Origin of the sequence: Bacteroides sp. GD17, assembly GCF_038448625.1 — a bacterium.
Lineage (GTDB): Bacteria > Bacteroidota > Bacteroidia > Bacteroidales > Bacteroidaceae > Bacteroides.
The window spans coordinates 1-18,235 of sequence record NZ_JBCEZS010000007.1; the positions used below are offsets into that span (position 1 = coordinate 1).

The window sequence follows — 18,235 nt, forward strand, 5'->3', positions numbered from 1 at the left end:
AAAAGTCATTGATATGTATGATTAACCGAGAAAAAACATTACCTTTGTGGGCGTTCAAAAAACGAACGTTTAATGAACGCTTCCCCCTTCATAATCTCCTGAATATTTACGTTTTACGTCCTTCTATCTGTCCATCGATAGAAAAAGCACTTTTGGCGACGAAAACTCCCCCAACGTCTATCGTTTTTGCATACCACCTCCCCACCCCCTACATTTGCAAATGTAAAAACCATAGCAAAACGAAAATATGATGAACGTAAAAAGATTGACAGTGATAACGCTCTGCATGGCAAGCTGCACGTGGCTTGGCGCACAAAACAGTGCCAACGTGCAACCCGCCATGCAAGAGAATGCACCGCACGACAGCCTCCCTGCCCAATGGGACTTGCAGGCCTGCATCGACTATGCCCTGCAACAAAATATCACCATCCGCAAGAACCGCCTCAACGCCGCAAGTGCCGAAGTAGACGTGAAAACCGCCCGTGCCGCCCTTTTCCCCAGCCTCTCGGCCAACGTGAGCCAGCGCATCGTGAACCGTCCCTACAGCGAAACGAACACGATTATCGACGGTGACAACATCACCAGCAGCCAAAGCAAAACCTCATACAACGGCAGCTACGGCATCGACGCCAACTGGACCCTCTACAACGGCGGCAAACGCATCAACACCCTGAAGCAGCAACAGCTCAACAATCGCATCGCCGACCTCAACGTAGCGCAAAGTGAAAACAGCATCGAAGAGAGCATCGCACAGACCTACGTACAGATTCTCTATGCAGCCGAAGCAGTGAAAGTGAACGAAGCGACCCTCGAAGTGAGTCAGGCGGAATGTGAACGCGCCCGGGCATTGCTGCAAGCCGGAAGCATCGCCAAGAGTGACCTGGCACAACTGGAAGCGCAAGTCAGTACGGACAAGTATCAGCTGGTGACCGCACAAGCCACCCTGCAAGATTATAAACTGCAACTGAAGCAACTCCTCGAACTGGACGGCGAAGCGGAAATGAATCTCTACCTCCCCGCTCTGGGCGACGAGCATGTGCTGTCTCCCCTGCCCACCAAAACGGATGTCTTCCACGCCGCCCTCGCCCTACGCCCCGAAATAGAAGCAAGCAGACTCGACGTGCAGGCTTCGGAGCTGGACATCAGCATCGCCCGTGCCGGCTACATCCCTACCCTGAGCCTCAGCGCGGGAATAGGAACCACCAATGCCAACGGCAGCGACTTCACCTTCGGCGAGCAGGTGAAACAGAACTGGAACAACTCGCTGGGACTGACCGTGAGCATCCCCATCTTCAACAACCGCCAGACGAAAAGCGCCCTGCAGAAAGCCAAACTGCAAAAGCAAACCAGCGAGCTGTCTCTGCTGGACGAGCAGAAGACGCTGTACAAGACCATCGAAGGCCTCTGGCTGGATGCCAACAGTGCACAGCAACGCTACGCCGCCGCCGTGGAGAAGCTTCGCAGTACGCAGACCAGCTACGACCTCATCCAAGAGCAGTTCAACCTGGGGATGAAGAATACCGTAGAACTGTTGACAGAAAAAAGCAATCTGCTCAGCGCACAGCAGGAAACGTTGCAAGCCAAATATATGGCGATACTGAACGCACAGTTGCTGAGGTTCTATCAGGGAGAAAGGATTGAGTTGTAAAATGACAATTTAGCGCAGCAAAGCATCAGCGCAGCAAGCCTGAAAGGCTTTCAGCTATAAGCCCAGGGCAACGCCCTGGGTAATAATGCACTCCTATCTCTGCGCCCTGAAAGGGCAAAAGCCCGTTATACAATCTTATGCCCTTTCAGGGCGTAAGATGAGGGGACGTTCTTAAACCCAGGGCGTTGCCCTGGGCTGATAGATGAAAGCCCTTCAGGCTTGCTGTGCAAGTAATCCGAATGGAAACCTTGCTCCAGCGCTACGCTGGTAAATTCTCATTTAAGGAAATAAGAATATCAATGTAATATATTAATAAGTATGAAGAAGAAGATTATCCTCACAGCCATAATAGTCGCCGTAATAGCAGGCGGAGGGATATGGCTTTTCGGAGGTGCTAAAGCCAAGCACAAAGTGACTTACGTCACCGCCACCGCCAGCAAAGGCGAAATATCAGAGTCGGTCACCGCCACAGGAACTATCGAACCGGTGACGGAGGTGGAAGTAGGTACACAAGTCAGTGGTATCATCGACAAAATTTATGTGGATTACAACTCGGTGGTGACGAAGGGCCAACTCATTGCCGAAATGGATCGCGTGACGTTGCAAAGCGAACTGGCATCGCAACGCGCCACCTACAACGGCGCAAAAGCCGAATACGAATACCAGCAAAAGCTCTACCAGCGCAACAAGACTTTGCACGAGAAGCAACTCATCAGCGATACCGACTACGAACAATCCGTCTACAACTACGAGAAGGCACGGAGCAGCTACGAAAGCAGCCAGGCCGCACTGGCCAAGGCCGAACGCAACTTGTCGTATGCCACCATCACTTCGCCCATCGACGGCGTAGTCATCAGTCGCGACGTGGAAGCCGGGCAGACGGTAGCTTCCGGCTTCGAGACGCCGACACTGTTCACCATCGCTGCGGACCTGACGCAGATGCAGGTAGTGGCCGACGTAGACGAAGCCGATATAGGTGGTGTGGAAGAAGGACAACGCGCCTCGTTCACCGTAGATGCCTATCCGAACGACGTCTTCGAAGGAGTAGTAACGCAGATACGCCTGGGCGACGCAACTTCCAGCAGCACCAGCAGCACATCGAGTACGGTTGTGACATACGAGGTGGTCATCTCCGCCCACAATCCTGACTTGAAATTGAAACCGCGCCTCACGGCCAACGTCACCATCTATACGCTCGACCGCAAAGATGTGCTCTGCGTCCCCGCCCGCGCCCTGCGTTTCACTCCCGAGAAACCGCTTATCGGAGATAATGATATCGTAAAGGATTGCGAAGGCGAGCACAAGGTATGGACACGCGAAGGCAATACCTTCACCGCGCACCCGGTAGAAGTAGGCATCTCGAACGGCATCAATACGGAAATCATCAGCGGACTGACTGCCGGGACGAATGTAATCACCGAAGCAACTATCGGCAGCATGCCCGGCGGCGAAGGCGGAGCAGCCATGAGTCAAGAAAGTGGCGAGAAGAGTCCCTTCATGCCTGGCCCTCCGGGAAGCAATAAGAAGAAGAGCAAATAAGCCCTGATACACACTAATATATAATCATTATGAACAAAGTAGTCATTGAACTCCAAAATATCAAACGGAACTTCCAGGTGGGAGACGAAACAGTCCACGCCCTGCGCGGCGTTTCGTTCACCATCAATGAAGGCGAATTCGTCACCATTATGGGTACCTCCGGCTCGGGAAAGTCGACGCTGTTGAATATCCTCGGCTGCCTAGACACCCCTACCCAGGGCGAATACTTCCTGGACGGCATCTCCGTGCGCACCATGAGCAAGCCACAACGTGCCGTGCTGCGCAACCGTAAAATCGGCTTCGTCTTCCAAAGCTACAACCTGCTGCCCAAGACCACCGCCGTTGAAAACGTAGAGCTTCCGCTGATGTACAACTCTGCCGTCTCCGCCTCCGAGCGCCGCCGACGTGCCATCGAAGCCCTGCAAGCCGTCGGCCTGGGCGACCGCCTGGAACACAAATCCAACCAAATGTCCGGCGGACAGATGCAGCGCGTCGCCATCGCCCGCGCCCTGGTAAACAATCCCGCCGTTATCCTGGCAGACGAAGCTACAGGTAACCTCGACACACGCACATCTTTCGATATATTGGTTCTGTTCCAGAAGCTGCATGCCGAAGGACGTACCATCATTTTCGTAACCCACAATCCTGAGATTGCCCAGTACAGCAGCCGTAACATCGTGCTGCGCGACGGGCAAATCAAGGACGACAGTATCAACAGTAACATTCTGAATGCCGCCGAAGCATTGGCTGCATTACCCAAACAGGAGGAAGACTAATTACACCTTATTATATATATATATATGAACGGAACAAACCTTTTCAAAATAGCCCTGCGCGCCCTGAACAACAACAAGCTGCGCGCTTTCCTCACCATGCTGGGCATCATCATCGGTGTGGCATCCGTCATCACGATGCTTGCCATCGGACAAGGTTCGAAGAAGAGCATCCAGGCGCAGATCTCCGAAATGGGGTCTAACATGATAATGATACACCCCGGAGCGGATATGCGTGGAGGCGTCCGTCAAGACCCCAGCGCCATGCAGACGCTGAAACTGGCCGACTACGAAGCCCTGCGTAACGAAACAAGCTTCCTCGCTGCCGTCAGCCCCAACGTCTCCTCCAGCGGACAGCTCATCGCAGGCAACAACAATTACCCCTCGTCCGTGAGTGGTGTAGGTACCGATTATCTCGAAATCCGCCAGCTCAGCATAGAGAACGGAGAGATGTTTACCGAAGCCGACATACAGACCTCGGCCAAAGTCTGCGTCATAGGAAAGACCATTCAGGATAATCTTTTTCCCGGAGGCGAAGACCCCGTAGGACGTATCATTCGTTTCAACCAGGTTCCTTTCCGTGTGGTAGGCGTACTCAAATCGAAAGGTTACAACTCCATGGGTATGGACCAGGACGACGTCGTGCTTGCCCCGTACAGCACAGTGATGAAGCGGTTGCTGGCACAGACTTACCTCAGCGGTATCTTCGCCTCTGCCCTCACCGAAGACATGACGGACAATGCAACAGAGGAAGTCACCGAGGTACTGCGAAGGAATCATAAGTTGAAAGAAAGCGATGACGACGACTTCACCATCCGCAGCCAGCAGGAACTCAGTACCATGCTGAACTCCACCACTGATCTGATGACCACGCTGCTTGCCTGCATCGCCGGTATATCGCTCGTAGTAGGCGGCATCGGTATCATGAACATCATGTACGTGTCGGTAACGGAACGCACGCGCGAAATCGGTCTGCGAATGTCCGTCGGTGCCCGTGGCGTAGATATTCTGAGCCAGTTCCTGATAGAAGCTATCCTTATCAGTATCACCGGAGGCATCATCGGTGTCATCATCGGTTGCGGCGCCAGCTGGATCGTGAAGAGTGTAGCACACTGGCCCATCTTTATCCAGGCTTGGAGTGTATTCCTCTCATTCGCCGTATGTACGGTGACCGGTGTGTTCTTTGGCTGGTATCCCGCCAAAAAGGCAGCAGATTTGGACCCGATAGAGGCGATACGATACGAATAAATATTATCTTTGCATCATTATGAAACAGCTTCCTAACTCCCGTTCCCGCCTTGTCGAAGTGCTGATACACGTTATCGGCTGGGGAATCGTATTCGGTTTCCCCTTCCTGATGATGACGCGCAGCGGCTTTACCATCACTTGGATGGACTATCTGCGCCATGGCAGTATCATCCCCCTCTCCTTCCTTATTGTATTCTACGTGAACTATTGTTTCCTGGTTCCCCGATATCTGTTCGAAGGACGCATCAGGCAATATCTGCTGCTGAATGCATTGCTGATACTGTGCGTTGCCGCCGGTGCGCATCTGTGGCAGGAGTATGCATTCCAGACGTACGCCAAAGGTAGCGGCGATAAAGGTGGAAGGCACATGGGACCGCCCAAATGGATCTTTATCCTACGTGATGTCTTCTCCATGGTACTGACCGTAGGACTAAGCGCCGCCATCAAAATGAGTGGCCGATGGGTACAAATGGATGCCGCCCGCCGCGAAGCCGAAAAGAACCGCACGGAAGCCGAACTGAAGAATCTGCGCAACCAGCTCAATCCTCACTTTCTGCTCAATACGCTGAACAACATCTATGCCCTTATCGCCTTCGATTCGGAGAAAGCGCAAGCTGCCGTTCAAGAGTTAAGCCGTCTCCTCCGCCATGTGCTCTATGACAATCAGCAAAGTTTCGTCACCCTTGACAAAGAGATGGACTTCATCCGCAACTACATCGAACTGATGCGTATCCGTCTGTCCTCCAATGTCACCGTCGAAACACAAATCGACATCCGACCGGACAGCCGCACGGAAATAGCTCCGCTCATCTTCATCTCCCTCATAGAGAATGCCTTTAAGCACGGCATCTCCCCTACCGAACCTAGCTTCATCCGTATTCACTTCAGCGAAAGTCCCGGAGAGGTGCGATGCGAAATCAGTAACAGTTACCACCCCAAAAGTGAAACCGATAAAAGTGGAAGCGGCATCGGCCTGGAACAAGTACAAAAACGCCTCGATCTGACCTATCCCGGTCATTACAACTGGCAACAGGGAGTGAGCGAAGACGGAAAAGAGTATAAATCGGTTTTAGTGATAAAGGTATAATTACCCTTAAATATTCAACATCATGAATCTGAATTGCGCCATCGTAGACGATGAACCTCTGGCTTTAGGCCTTCTGGAAAGCTACGTCCATAAAACCCCGTTTCTGAAACTGACCGGAAAGTATTCCAGTGCCGTGCAAGCCATGAAAGAATTACCGGAAAAGCATATCGACCTGCTTTTCCTCGACATTCAGATGCCGGAACTGAATGGGCTTGAGTTCTCCAAAATGGTAGATCCCAACACGCGTATTGTCTTTACCACAGCTTTCGGCCAATATGCCATAGACGGCTACAAAGTCAATGCCCTGGACTATTTGCTGAAGCCTATTTCTTATGTAGATTTTCTACAAGCAGCCAACAAGGCTGTACAATGGTTTGAATTATTGCAACAGCCCAAAGAGGAGATCCAAAGCATCTTTGTAAAGAGCGACTATAAACTGGTACAAATAGAGCTAAATAAAATTCTATACATAGAAGGATTGAAGGATTATATCAAAATCTACGAGGAAGATTCTCCCAAACCCATTTTGTCATTAATGAGCATGAAGGCAATGGAAGAGCTTCTGCCTACTTCACGCTTCATGCGTGTTCACCGTTCTTATATTGTTCAAAAGGATAAAATACGCATCATCGATCGTGGACGCATCGTATTCGGAAAGAATTATATCCCGATAAGTGATAGTTACAAACAAGTATTTCAGGAGTTTTTAGACCAGCGGAGCTAAGGAATCTCTCTAATTCGTCGATAAAATTAAAAAAACCGTCGATTTATTATACAATTCTTTGCACATTAAAAGATCTTTTTTTATCTTTGCATCGAACAGATAGGAGTTGTGAAACTCCCCCAATAGAATAGTTTAGTTAAGTCTAGTTTAGTTTTTGTGTGAAGCACTTCCTCCGTAAGCGAACGATAGGAAGTGCTTTTTTTCAATCTATCAGCTACTTACGGAAAAAGCGGATTTCCATCACTTCACAACTCACCCCATCGCTCAACGGGAAGCCAATTGTCATATTATCAAATAACGGACGGATGTGTCATAGTTGAGAACATATCCGATTTGGCAAGTCTTGACAATACAGGGAAGAAATAAAAAGTGAAATCTTAAACAAGAACAGTTCTCCCCTTGTTATACAACAAAGTTAAATGATATAATCCAAATAAAAACATGAGAAAAACAGCAGCAATAATTTTTCCGATATTGATATGTTTCTTTGTCGGATTGACCGCAAGTTACTTTCAGGCGGATGCTATTAAAACATGGTATCCTTTTCTCAACAAACCTGCCTTAACACCTCCAAACATAGTATTTCCTATTGCGTGGAGCATTATCTACCTCTGTATGGGAATATCTATCGGAATGATTCTTCTCTCAGAGGCAAAAAAGAAGAAAGAACTCAGCAACCTGTTCAGCATTCAGCTAATTTTCAATTTTGCATGGAGCATCCTGTTCTTCTATTTACGAAACCCCTTATTAGGGTTTATAGATATTATTATCATTGACATTTGTGTGACATTATATGCTGTCAGAAGCTATCCTATAAGAAAAGCAAGTTCATTACTATTTATACCTTATATCATTTGGATTTATTTTGCAACATATCTAAATGGTTACATTCTACTAAATAATTAAAACTATGTGTTTTCATTGTATAATGCACAAACTAAAGAATGTAAATTAGCCAAAGGTCATTATGACAAACAATATTACCAAAGTGATTTTTTATTGTCCATTTTTCTCGACTACCGGCAGTTCGAACCAAAAACAAGCTCCCCTACCCGGTTCACTCTCCACGCCAATAATCCCGCCAAGATGCTCAACAATACGTTTGCAGATGGAGAGACCAAGCCCTGTACCAGGCATAAAACTGTTCAACTTGACAAAACGACTGAAGACATCCTTCTGCTTATCAAGGGGGATACCCACCCCTGTATCCGTTACGTAAAAACGCAACTTGCCAGTAGGCATACGGTCATACCCCACACGTATACTTCCTCTGGCAGTAAACTTGAGGGCGTTATTCACAAAATTAGAGAGAACTTGTTGCAAACGGTTGTAGTCGCTTACAATAGTGCATTGTGGTAAGTGGCGGTCAAAAACCACTTCAACACCCGCAGAAGCTTTTAATTTCATGCTACACACAATATTGCTACACAACTGGTTCACATCCACCTCTTTCAATACGAAGTCGTAAATTCCCGCCTCTATCTTTGCTAAATCCAAAATATCGTTTATAAGTTGTAGCAGTAGGTTATTATTGCTTTCAATGATTTCCATATAATTTCGACATACCTTCCGATCTTCCTCTTCTGCCAGCAAACTTGAGAAACCCACGATAGAGTTGAGTGGCGTACGTATTTCATGACTCATATTAGCCAAAAATGCACTTTTCAAGCGATCGGACTCCTCAGCCTGCTCCTTGGCAATGATCAGTTTGGCCTCAGTATTCTTAAACTCCGTTACATCGTAGTTCACACCCAACAGCTCTACGACTCCTTCTTCCGGTTGGTAACAGGTCACCATCAGTACCAAACGTATCCACTTCCACTCATCGCTATTTTCAAGCCGCCGCACGCGCACCTCTTTCGTAAACCTCTTTGCCGTACCTTCCTTAACCTGCCTTATAAACTCCTGCACCTCACAGCGGTCTTCGGGATAAAGGTTAGGATACATCTCCTCACAACGCTCCGGCAAGAAATCTTCAGCCTCGCTCAGGTTCTTGTGCCACTGCTTTATGGTGTACCCTTTCATATCTACCAGGTTCAACTTACCATAACCTAGCTTGGCATAGTCCGAAATCATCAAAAAGAAGGTTTCGAACTCACTGATGCGTACTTGCGCCTTCTCCAATTCTTTGTTATCAGAATTGATAGACACATACCCCAGAAAGTTACCAATACTGTCATACACCTTACTGATACGGCAATATATCTTGATAAAATTATTCTTCACGCTATGATAGTAATTATCCACAGTAGAGAAAGAATAGTCCAACCATGCCTCCGCCTTACCTTCGATACTTAGTTTTTCAATGAACCAGTGCGGTAAATTTGGATTATCGAAAAGGTTGATTCCCACCACATCGGCCTTCGTGGAAATACCAAATATTTTCATGTCTCGCTCGTTGATGTCAAGCATGATACCGTCTGTATCGTATATTTCCACACCAGTCAAAATGTGTTCAAAAAGATTATCTAACAGTATTTTAGTACGATCCCGTTCATAATTAACCGACACCAATTCTGCTTTATCGGGCTCGTTGATACACTGCAAAGTACCACGCAACAACAGATTTCCATCCGACTGAATTTCCCGCTCGCCCACAAGAAGTTTCACCCAAACCACACCTTCCACTGTATGAAGCGGAAAGCTCACATCCTCCATTCCATTAGGGCAGATAGTAGCCAACATATTAATGCGATCTTTGTAATCTTCAGCCACGTTCTGACAGAAATCGTCAAAACTTATAATATTACAGGAGATTCCCAGCAACTTATAGATAAATTCAGAAAGGAGATAACGACGAGTAGAGAAGTCCGCTTCCCACCAACCTACCCGTACAAGTGCAGAAAGATTACGCCAACGTTCTTCTTCTCTAAAACTAGAAAAAGCCATACCTATTCAATATTAAATTCATTTAGCTTACAAAGATAAAGAATATATAAGGCATAAAATATCATACAAATTTTTGTTATTAAAAATAGTCCTTCATGATATAAAAAAAAGTATTATATTGCTTATAATCTATCATTTACAGCCGAGAAACTACAGACAAATAAACTATATATACCACCCAATTCAAGACAAAGCACACAAGAACCTGAATATCAATATGTAGTACTATTTTTAATAAGTTTGAAGATTATTTTTAATAACAATTATCCATGATATTAAAAACGTCTTTAAGAAATTATTTCTTTTGCAGCAGAATAAAGCTCCATTATATATAATCTATATAATGTATTATTCTAATTCGGTTTTTAATCTGAGAAGATTGGGAACATTTTGTTTGTTTGCTTGCAATGCACTCTAACTAAGCGTAGCTAGAGTGCATTTTTATGTTATAGAGCACAAAAAGACATCCAAAACGAATATTAGATAAAAGACATAAAATAGAAGTCAATCTTAATTAAAGAAAAACTGCTATCTTTGTGCATAACGCAAAAAAAGGCTATGAAGTTAACCACAAAATATAAAGGAAACATATTCCAGCAAAGTTACATCACTTTGTTGCTACTCCTCGTATTCTCCGCATCATTGTATGGAAAAGAAAACCTTAAGTCTGTATCAGACTCTCTTGATTATGTAATGAACAATAAAGAGCAATATATAAAGCAAAAAGAGCTGGAAATAAACAGTCTCAAAAAACTACTCAACAAGAAAGGTAATTCGCTGGAATATGAATATGAAATAAATAGAAAGCTATCCGATGAATATAAGAAATTCCGGCTGGATTCTGCCATACACTATGCAGAGAGGGTCATTGAGATTACAAAAATCATGAAGGATCCGCAGCTGAAAGCCATATCAGATATAAACCTTGCTTGCTTATATTCTTATTCCGGAAGATTTCGTGAATCGGAAGATATATTGAAACATTGTCATTCCGACAAGCTTTCTCCCCAAATTCTTCCCGATTATTATGAAGCATACCTGCGCTTCTTCGAGCACTATTCAACCATCAGCAACCAACCCCAGTATTCAGTACAAATGGAAAGATATCGTGACTCACTGCTCATTGTACTCAATCCCGCTTCCTTCGAATATAAAATCAATTTAGTGCATAGATACGTAGATTTGAAAGAAGTGACCAAAGCAGAAGAGTTATTGCATGCCTTGCTTCAGGAAGAAAAAACAAAAACTCCCCGATATGCCATAATCGCACATTACCTTGGAAATATCAGTGAGATGAAAGGTGAGCCGGAACAAGAAAAGATATTCCACATGCTGTCGGCCATTGCCGATATAAAAAACTCCATAAAAGAGAATGCTTCTTTCCAGCGACTAGCAATCATATATTATAATGACGGAGATATCGAAAAAGCCTTCAAATACTCCCAATTCGCCATTACAGATGCCCTATTCTCCGGAGTTCAGTTCAGAGCGACCCAAATTTCGGCACTCTACTCTATCATCAACGCCTCATACCAAAATAAGGAAAGCGAAATAAACAAGAAACTGAAAACATACCTGACGTTGATAAGCTTCCTCTCACTTTTCCTGATTATATTGGTGGCTTACATCTATAAACAGATGCACAAAGTTTCGGTCATAAAAGAAGAGCTCTCCCATACCAATAACAAGCTGAATGAACTCAACAGTGAGCTGAATGACAAAAACGACATGCTGAAAGACCGCTATGTGGAGTTATCTGAGTCAAGCATCGTCAAAGAACAGTATATTGCACAGTTCTTCGACATCTGCTCCACGTACATTGATAAAATGGAAGAGTACCGCAGAACGTTGTATAAGCTTGGAATCAACAAACAATACGATGAACTGATAAACAGACTGAAGTCCACCTCAATTATCGATAATGAGTTGGAAGAACTATATTCCCATTTCGACAAGATCTTCCTGAACCTATACCCTACATTCGTTTCTGAATTTAATGACTTGCTCGTCGATGATGAAAAGATTATCTTGAAAAGAGGCGACCTTCTGAACAAAGAACTTAGAATATATGCATTATTCCGTTTGGGTATAACGGATAGTGCCAAAATAGCCAGCTTTTTACGCTGCTCGATGAGTACAATATATAACTATCGTACAAAGATGAGGAACAAAGCAGCCGAAAAGCGGGACGAATTTGAGGAACTAATCATGTGTATAGGCAGGAAAAGCGCTCCAAGTCATCTACAAAAAAACGACGAATAAAAAGCATATTATTCTGATAACCAATTAGTAGAGCATTTTATCATTCTACATAATTAGGTTTAAGCTTTTGAAAGGTTTTATTTAATCCTAACTTTGTGAAGAGGAAAAAAGTTTGATTCTTATATCTGGCAAACGATTAAAAATAACCTATATTTAATAACACGAATAACATGCATACTATAATTAAAGTTGGACTGATAGGCTTCGGCCGAATGGGAAGATTTTATCTTGAAGAAATGCAAAAGAGCGGAAGGTGGGAGATAGCATATATATGTGACAAAGACCCCAGGAGCCGCGAACTTGCAAAACGATTGTCGCCGTATTCAAAAGTAGTGCAGGACGAGCAGGAAATACTTGATGACGAAACAGTACAAGTTGTCGGACTCTTTGCCCTTGCCGACTCAAGAAAGGAACAGATTGAAAGAGCGATCCGAAGCGGAAAGCATATAATAAGTGAGAAACCTATCGCCGATACTATCGAAAAAGAATGGGAAGCTGTAAGAACAGCCGAAAATACAAATCTCTTTTCTACTACTAACCTTTACCTTCGCAATTCCTGGTATCACAATTTCATTAAAGACTGTATAGCCAAAGGTGAAATTGGAGAATTGGCCATCATACGGGTATGCCACCTTACTCCCGGGCTTGCTCCGGGCGAAGGACACGAATATGAAGGCCCCTCGTTCCATGATTGCGGCATGCACTACGTAGACATTGCCAGGTGGTACGCCGGATGTGATTTTAAAACGTGGAATGCACAAGCAATAAGAATGTGGAGTTATAAAGACCCATGGTATTTGCAATGCCACGGCACTTTCGAAAACGGAGTTGTCTTTGATATTACCCAAGGACATGTGTACGGACAACTTTCGCAGGTGCAGACGCATAATTCATACATTGATATAATAGGTACGAAAGGAATTGTACGCATGACCCATGATTTCAAGACTGCTGTGGTCGAACTTCACGGAATCTCCCAGACCATCCGTGAAGAAAAGCCTTTCGGCGGGAAAAATATAGATGTGCTGTGCAGATTGTTTGCCGACTCGGTTGAGTCGGGAATCAGAGACCCGCACTTGCCTACATTACGTGATTCTGCAATAGCTTCCGAATATGCATGGAAGTTCCTCGAAGATGCCCGGAACAAGGATCTTCCGGCTATCGGCAACACGCAGACTCTCGATGAAATATTGCAAAGAAGAAAAACCATGAAGAACGGATATGGATTGTTGCGTTCTAAGTATATTATTGTTTAAAATCAATTAAAGTTATGGCAAATTTTACAAGAAGAAAGTTTCTAAAGACGGGAGCAGCTGCAATAGCAGGGCTTACGATTGTCCCGAACACAGTTCTGGGTAAATCATTCGGTCATGTGCCCCCCAGTGACAAACTCAACATCCTCGGTGTTGGAGTAGGAGGACGTGGTGCGCAAGTATTGCGGGACATGAACTCACAAAACATCATCGGACTTTGTGACGTGGACTGGAAATACAGCGACCATGTTTTCAAAGAGTATCCGAATGCGAAAAGATATCGTGATTACCGGAAGATGTTCGACGAACTGGGCAAATCTGCCGATGCGGTCATGGTAGCCACTGCCGACCACACGCATGCCCTGATTGCTTCACAAGCCATCACTATGGGGAAACATGTGTATGTAGAGAAACCGTTGACACATACTGTATACGAATCCAGATTGCTGGCCAAGTTGGCTGATAAATATCAAGTGGCTACTCAAATGGGTAATCAAGGTTCATCAGGTGAGGGAGTGCGCAAGACGTGCTCATGGATATGGAACGGTGAAATTGGCGAAGTAACCAAGGTAGAAGCCTTTACCGACCGCCCGATATGGCCTCAAGGCTTGAACCGCCCCGAAAAAGCGGAAAAGGTACCCAGTGCATTGAGTTGGGATTTATTCCTCGGCCCGGCCCAACAGCGTGAATATAACTCCATCTACACTCCGTGGAACTGGCGCGGATGGTGGGACTTCGGAACAGGTGCGTTGGGCGATATGGCTTGCCACATTCTGCATCCCGTATTCAAAGGCCTGCAATTAGGATATCCCAGCAAGGTTCAAGGCAGCTCAACGTTGTTGCTGACAGACTGTGCTCCGAATGCACAATCCATTAAATTCACATTCCCGGCACGCCCCAACCTTCCGAAGGTTGCCATGCCCGAAGTTGAAGTTTATTGGTACGACGGAGGATTGAAGCCGATGCGTCCCGAAGGATTCCCTGCAGGAAGAGATATGAATAACCAAGGTGGTGGCGTTATTTTCCACGGAACCAAAGATACACTGATTTGCGGTTGCTACGGTGCCGATCCATGGCTGTTGTCGGGAAGAACTCCGAACACTCCTGAGGTATTGAGAAAAGTTGAAACTTCTCATCAGATGGACTGGGTACGTGCATGTAAAGAAAGTGCGTCAAACCGCGTTCAGACAGCATCTCCTTTCAGCGAAGCAGGCCCGTTCAACGAAATGGTGGTTATGGGAGTACTTGGAATCAGACTGCAATCCCTCAACCAGGAACTGCATTGGGACGGTGCAAACATGCGTTTCACCAACATCGATCCTGCTGCTACCATACGTACCGTGATAAAGGATGGATTCCATATCAAGGACGGACATCCTACATTCGACAAGGCAATGACCGATCCGGTAAATGCACAGGCATTTGCCCAGGAGCTTATCAAGCACACATATCGTGACGGCTGGAAATTGCCCGATATGCCATAACAAACTTAAATAATTAACAATCACTTTAAATTAAATAGTCATGAATAACAAATTATTATATGCATGCGGATGCATCCTACTTTCGGGAGTTATAACTTCTTGTGGCGGAAAAACAGCAAAGACAGAAAGTGCTGAAGAAACGGCAGCTATGCCGGAATATCAAGTATTGGACAACCCTCAGGTAGACCTGGCCGGATATCCGACAGATAAGGACGGCTATATCGTACTGTTCGACGGAAAAGAGATGAAAGGCTGGCGCGGATATGGCAAAGACTATGTTCCTTCTAAATGGACTGTAGAAGACGGCGCTATAAAATTCAACGGTTCAGGAGGCGGTGAAGCCCAGGAGGGTGACGGCGGCGACCTGCTATTTGCACACAAATTCAAGAACTTCGAACTGGAAGTAGAGTGGAAAATCTCCAAAGGCGGTAACTCAGGTATTTTGTATCTGGCTCAGGAAGTTGAATCCAAAGACCCTACCACCGGTGAGATGAGACTGGAACCGATCTATATCTCTGCTCCCGAAGCTCAGGTGCTGGATAACGAAAACCATCCCGATGCCAAGTTGGGTAAAGACGGCAACCGTAAGTCCATGTCTCTCTACGACATGATTCCGGCCAAACCGCAGAACGCAAAACCCTACGGTGAATGGAACAAAGCCAAAATAATGGTATACAAAGGAACAGTGATTCACGGACAGAATGATGAAAACGTTGTGGAATATCACCTCTGGACACAAAAGTGGACCGATATGTTGCAGGCAAGCAAGTTCAGCCAAAAAGACTGGCCGCTCGCATTCGAACTGCTGAACAATGTAGGTGGTCCTAACCACGAAGGTTACATTGCTTTCCAGGATCATGGAGATGATGTATGGTTCCGTAACATACGCATCAAGATTCTGGACTAAGAAATCATCAAATTAAAATCAGTTATCATGAAAAAACAAGCATTATTCATTTTTCTCCTCGCCTGCATCATTGCAGTGCCTACTTCGCTGAAGGCGCAGAAAAAAGACATTGCAGTGCAGATGTATTCGGTAAGAGATCTTATCGGTGGCGACGTAAGCCAGCCCGATAAGTACAAGACGTATACAAAAATTCTGAAGAACTTGGCAAACATGGGATATACTGCTGTCGAAGCAGCCAACTATAACAATGGCAAGTTCTATGGTCGCACTCCGAAGGATTTCAAGAAAGACATCGAAACTGCCGGAATGAAAGTATTGTCTTCTCACACCGGCAAGGGACTGTCTGAAGCAGAAATAGCTTCCGGAGACTTCAGCGAATCACTGAAGTGGTGGGATCAGGCTATCAAAGATCATAAAGAAGCAGGCATGTCCTACATCGTGACGCCGTATCTTGGTGTTCCCAAAACGCTGAAAGAACTCCAGGCATATTGCGATTACTTCAACGAAATTGGAAAGAGATGCAAAGCCAACGGACTGAAGTACGGCTATCATAATCACTCGCACGAATTCGAGAAAGTAGAAGGCCAAACGATGTACGACTATATGATTACGCACACCAACCCTGAATACGTCTTCTTCGAAATGGATGTATATTGGGTAGTAAGAGGCCAGAACAGCCCGGTAGAATACTTCAAGAAGTATCCGGGACGTTTCCATATACTGCACATCAAAGACGATCGTGAGATCGGCCAAAGTGGTATGGTGGGCTTCGATGCTATCTTCAACAATACCAAGGTAGCGGGTGTAGAAAACATCGTAGTCGAGGTAGAAAGATACAACCTGCCGGTAGAAGAGAGTGTAAAGGCCAGTATAGACTACTTGCTGAAGGCACCTTTTGTAAAAGCAAGCTACAGCAAGTAAGTCTTTAAATCCGCTTTAACAGATAAACCAATGAATAGATTGACAACTATATTTCTGGCATGTAGCCTTGTTCTGCTGGGTTCATGCAGCAGCACTTCCCCCAACAGGGAATTATTCGACGGAGCCAATCTGGATGACTGGCAGACATCGGGTAATGTCATGGTAAGGGATAGCATGCTGATATTGTCCGGGCCCGATTCCCGGGCTGTATTGAAGAACAGCAGTTATAAAGATTTTGATTTGCATCTGCGGGCGCGTACCACACCCGGCGGAACAGGCTATATAGGCTTTCATACAGACGACTCGGAAAAAGGGTATCGCGTTGCCATCGACAACGACAACACTACTCCCGTCTGGTGGAAGAAGACCGGCAGTCTGTTGTCAGTCCGCAATCTGACCAAGAGTTTTGTAAAAGAGAACGAATGGTTCGATATGGATATCCGTGTTGAAGGGCAGGCAGTTACTATATGCGTGAACGGCGAACCGGTAGTAGAATACATAGAACCGCAGCATCCGTATCGGATCTCTCCCAATGAGAAAGCCCTTTTGTCGGAAGGAACCATTGAACTCACAAGCAATGGAGAGGGGAGTGTTGAGTTTAAGAACATCTCCATCGAGACGCTCGACAGAAAAGGCATCGATGTATCCGCTCAACTTGCCTTGGCAGGTGATGAGCAGACGGATGACATCATCAAGCTTCATCAGGAAGATTTTCCGGTTCTGGATTATCATGTACACTTGAAGGGCGGCCTCACCAAAGAGGTCGCCGCCAAGCAGTCGCGGAGGCTGGGCATCAACTACGTCATAGCTCCCAACTGCGGTATAGGTTTCCCGATAACGGATGATGCCGGAGTCTATTGTTTCCTGGACTCCATGCGTTCGCAACCTTTCATCCTTGCCATGCAAGGTGAAGGCAGAGAATGGCCTACTACCTTTTCGGAGGCTGCCAGAAAAGAGTTCGACTTTGTCTTTACCGATGCGCTGACTTTCACCGACAAGAAAGGAAGACGTGTCCGCCTTTGGATAGACGACGAGGTATTTATTGACAATGAGCAGGAGTACATGGACTTGATCGTAGACAAAATGTGCGATGTGTTCAAGGAGCCTGCCGACATTTATGTAAATCCTTTCTTCCTGCCTACGTCGATGAACGACAGATACGATCAGTTCTGGACAGAGCAACGCGTAGACAGAGCCATCAGCGCTTTGAAGAAAAGCGGCAAGGTGCTGGAGATAAACGAGCTTTATCAGATTCCGAGCAAGGCTATTATTATGAAAGCCAAAGAAGCGGGGCTCAAGTTCTCCTTTGGTTCCAATAACGTAAAGCCGGAAGTAGGGAAGCTGGAGTATGCCATCCGGATGAAGAAGGAATGTGGTCTGACCGCACAAGACATGTATAAGCCTAAGATCAAGCTATAGACTTGAAGGTAATGATAGAATGGAAAAGAGCAGCCCGGTGGTTGCTCTTTTCTTTTTTTCAAAGCATTTATCGTACATAAA

At 45.8% G+C, this 18,235-nt stretch carries 14 protein-coding genes and 1 pseudogene; 14 read left to right on the forward strand and 1 reads right to left on the reverse strand.

Annotated elements, in window-relative coordinates; genetic code table 11:
* The first annotated feature begins 247 nt into the window (after positions 1-247).
* The 8 genes and pseudogenes from AAE250_RS12475 (at position 248) to AAE250_RS12505 (ending at position 7,925) form a co-directional block, all read left to right on the forward strand.
* The gene (locus AAE250_RS12475; protein WP_294600218.1) at positions 248-1,648 is read left to right on the forward strand and encodes a TolC family protein; all 1,401 of its coding nucleotides are present in this window, start codon (positions 248-250) and stop codon (positions 1,646-1,648) included.
* 318 nt (positions 1,649-1,966) lie between these two features.
* The gene (locus tag AAE250_RS12480) at positions 1,967-3,187 is read left to right on the forward strand and encodes an efflux RND transporter periplasmic adaptor subunit (RefSeq protein ID WP_294600220.1); all 1,221 of its coding nucleotides are present in this window, start codon (positions 1,967-1,969) and stop codon (positions 3,185-3,187) included.
* Between the two features lie 29 nt (positions 3,188-3,216).
* The gene (locus tag AAE250_RS12485; protein ID WP_294600222.1) at positions 3,217-3,963 is read left to right on the forward strand and encodes an ABC transporter ATP-binding protein; all 747 of its coding nucleotides are present in this window, start codon (positions 3,217-3,219) and stop codon (positions 3,961-3,963) included.
* 24 nt (positions 3,964-3,987) lie between these two features.
* Complete coding sequence (locus AAE250_RS12490) at positions 3,988-5,208, forward strand: ABC transporter permease (protein ID WP_294600225.1); 1,221 nt, start codon at positions 3,988-3,990, stop codon at positions 5,206-5,208.
* Between the two features lie 19 nt (positions 5,209-5,227).
* Positions 5,228-6,295 carry a sensor histidine kinase gene (locus AAE250_RS12495; RefSeq protein WP_294600228.1) on the forward strand — a complete coding sequence of 356 codons (1,068 nt, stop codon included), beginning with the start codon at positions 5,228-5,230 and terminating at the stop codon, positions 6,293-6,295.
* 22 nt (positions 6,296-6,317) lie between these two features.
* Entirely contained in the window at positions 6,318-7,019 is a 702-nt protein-coding gene (locus AAE250_RS12500) for a LytR/AlgR family response regulator transcription factor (RefSeq protein ID WP_294600231.1), read from the forward strand.
* A gap of 379 nt (positions 7,020-7,398) precedes the next feature.
* Positions 7,399-7,464 (forward strand): annotated as a pseudogene (locus AAE250_RS23635) (DUF4113 domain-containing protein); the annotation flags it as partial.
* Positions 7,461-7,925 (forward strand): TspO/MBR family protein, encoded by a 465-nt coding sequence (locus AAE250_RS12505; protein WP_294600233.1) that lies wholly within the window; start codon positions 7,461-7,463, stop codon positions 7,923-7,925. The pseudogene AAE250_RS23635 and the gene AAE250_RS12505, both read left to right, overlap by 4 nt.
* Before the next feature lie 90 nt (positions 7,926-8,015).
* Here AAE250_RS12505 and AAE250_RS12510 read toward each other — a convergent pair whose 3' ends face one another.
* The gene (locus AAE250_RS12510) at positions 8,016-9,908 is read right to left on the reverse strand and encodes a PAS domain-containing sensor histidine kinase (protein ID WP_294600235.1); all 1,893 of its coding nucleotides are present in this window, start codon (positions 9,906-9,908) and stop codon (positions 8,016-8,018) included.
* 558 nt (positions 9,909-10,466) lie between these two features.
* On the opposite strand from AAE250_RS12510, the gene AAE250_RS12515 reads away from it, so the two are divergent.
* The 6 genes from AAE250_RS12515 to AAE250_RS12540 all read left to right on the forward strand — a co-directional run bounded on the left by AAE250_RS12515 (position 10,467) and on the right by AAE250_RS12540 (position 18,154).
* Positions 10,467-12,170 (forward strand): DUF6377 domain-containing protein, encoded by a 1,704-nt coding sequence (locus tag AAE250_RS12515; RefSeq protein ID WP_294600237.1) that lies wholly within the window; start codon positions 10,467-10,469, stop codon positions 12,168-12,170.
* A gap of 170 nt (positions 12,171-12,340) precedes the next feature.
* Entirely contained in the window at positions 12,341-13,426 is a 1,086-nt protein-coding gene (locus tag AAE250_RS12520) for a Gfo/Idh/MocA family protein (RefSeq protein ID WP_294600239.1), read from the forward strand.
* A 14-nt stretch (positions 13,427-13,440) separates the two neighbouring features.
* Positions 13,441-14,907, forward strand: a complete 1,467-nt coding sequence (locus AAE250_RS12525; protein ID WP_294600242.1) for a Gfo/Idh/MocA family protein — start codon at positions 13,441-13,443, stop codon at positions 14,905-14,907.
* A 40-nt stretch (positions 14,908-14,947) separates the two neighbouring features.
* On the forward strand, positions 14,948-15,814 hold the full coding sequence (locus AAE250_RS12530; RefSeq protein ID WP_294600243.1) for a 3-keto-disaccharide hydrolase: 867 nt from the start codon (positions 14,948-14,950) through the stop codon (positions 15,812-15,814).
* Between the two features lie 27 nt (positions 15,815-15,841).
* Entirely contained in the window at positions 15,842-16,735 is an 894-nt protein-coding gene (locus AAE250_RS12535; protein ID WP_294600245.1) for a sugar phosphate isomerase/epimerase family protein, read from the forward strand.
* Between the two features lie 30 nt (positions 16,736-16,765).
* On the forward strand, positions 16,766-18,154 hold the full coding sequence (locus AAE250_RS12540; protein WP_294600246.1) for a family 16 glycoside hydrolase: 1,389 nt from the start codon (positions 16,766-16,768) through the stop codon (positions 18,152-18,154).
* Positions 18,155-18,235 lie beyond the last annotated feature (81 nt).

Excerpts from the sequence above, each read along its gene's own strand:
- AAE250_RS12540 (WP_294600246.1), top strand. The coding sequence starts at position 16,766 with ATGAATAGATTGACAACTATATTTCTGGCATGTAGCCTTGTTCTGCTG.
- AAE250_RS12490 (WP_294600225.1), top strand. The coding sequence starts at position 3,988 with ATGAACGGAACAAACCTTTTCAAAATAGCCCTGCGCGCCCTGAACAAC.
- AAE250_RS12495 (WP_294600228.1), top strand. The coding sequence starts at position 5,228 with ATGAAACAGCTTCCTAACTCCCGTTCCCGCCTTGTCGAAGTGCTGATA.
- AAE250_RS12480 (WP_294600220.1), top strand. The coding sequence starts at position 1,967 with ATGAAGAAGAAGATTATCCTCACAGCCATAATAGTCGCCGTAATAGCA.
- AAE250_RS12475 (WP_294600218.1), top strand. The coding sequence starts at position 248 with ATGATGAACGTAAAAAGATTGACAGTGATAACGCTCTGCATGGCAAGC.
- AAE250_RS12500 (WP_294600231.1), top strand. The coding sequence starts at position 6,318 with ATGAATCTGAATTGCGCCATCGTAGACGATGAACCTCTGGCTTTAGGC.
- AAE250_RS12535 (WP_294600245.1), top strand. The coding sequence starts at position 15,842 with ATGAAAAAACAAGCATTATTCATTTTTCTCCTCGCCTGCATCATTGCA.
- AAE250_RS12510 (WP_294600235.1), bottom strand. The coding sequence starts at position 9,908 with ATGGCTTTTTCTAGTTTTAGAGAAGAAGAACGTTGGCGTAATCTTTCT.
- AAE250_RS12525 (WP_294600242.1), top strand. The coding sequence starts at position 13,441 with ATGGCAAATTTTACAAGAAGAAAGTTTCTAAAGACGGGAGCAGCTGCA.
- AAE250_RS12520 (WP_294600239.1), top strand. The coding sequence starts at position 12,341 with ATGCATACTATAATTAAAGTTGGACTGATAGGCTTCGGCCGAATGGGA.
- AAE250_RS12530 (WP_294600243.1), top strand. The coding sequence starts at position 14,948 with ATGAATAACAAATTATTATATGCATGCGGATGCATCCTACTTTCGGGA.
- AAE250_RS12485 (WP_294600222.1), top strand. The coding sequence starts at position 3,217 with ATGAACAAAGTAGTCATTGAACTCCAAAATATCAAACGGAACTTCCAG.
- AAE250_RS12505 (WP_294600233.1), top strand. The coding sequence starts at position 7,461 with ATGAGAAAAACAGCAGCAATAATTTTTCCGATATTGATATGTTTCTTT.
- AAE250_RS12515 (WP_294600237.1), top strand. The coding sequence starts at position 10,467 with ATGAAGTTAACCACAAAATATAAAGGAAACATATTCCAGCAAAGTTAC.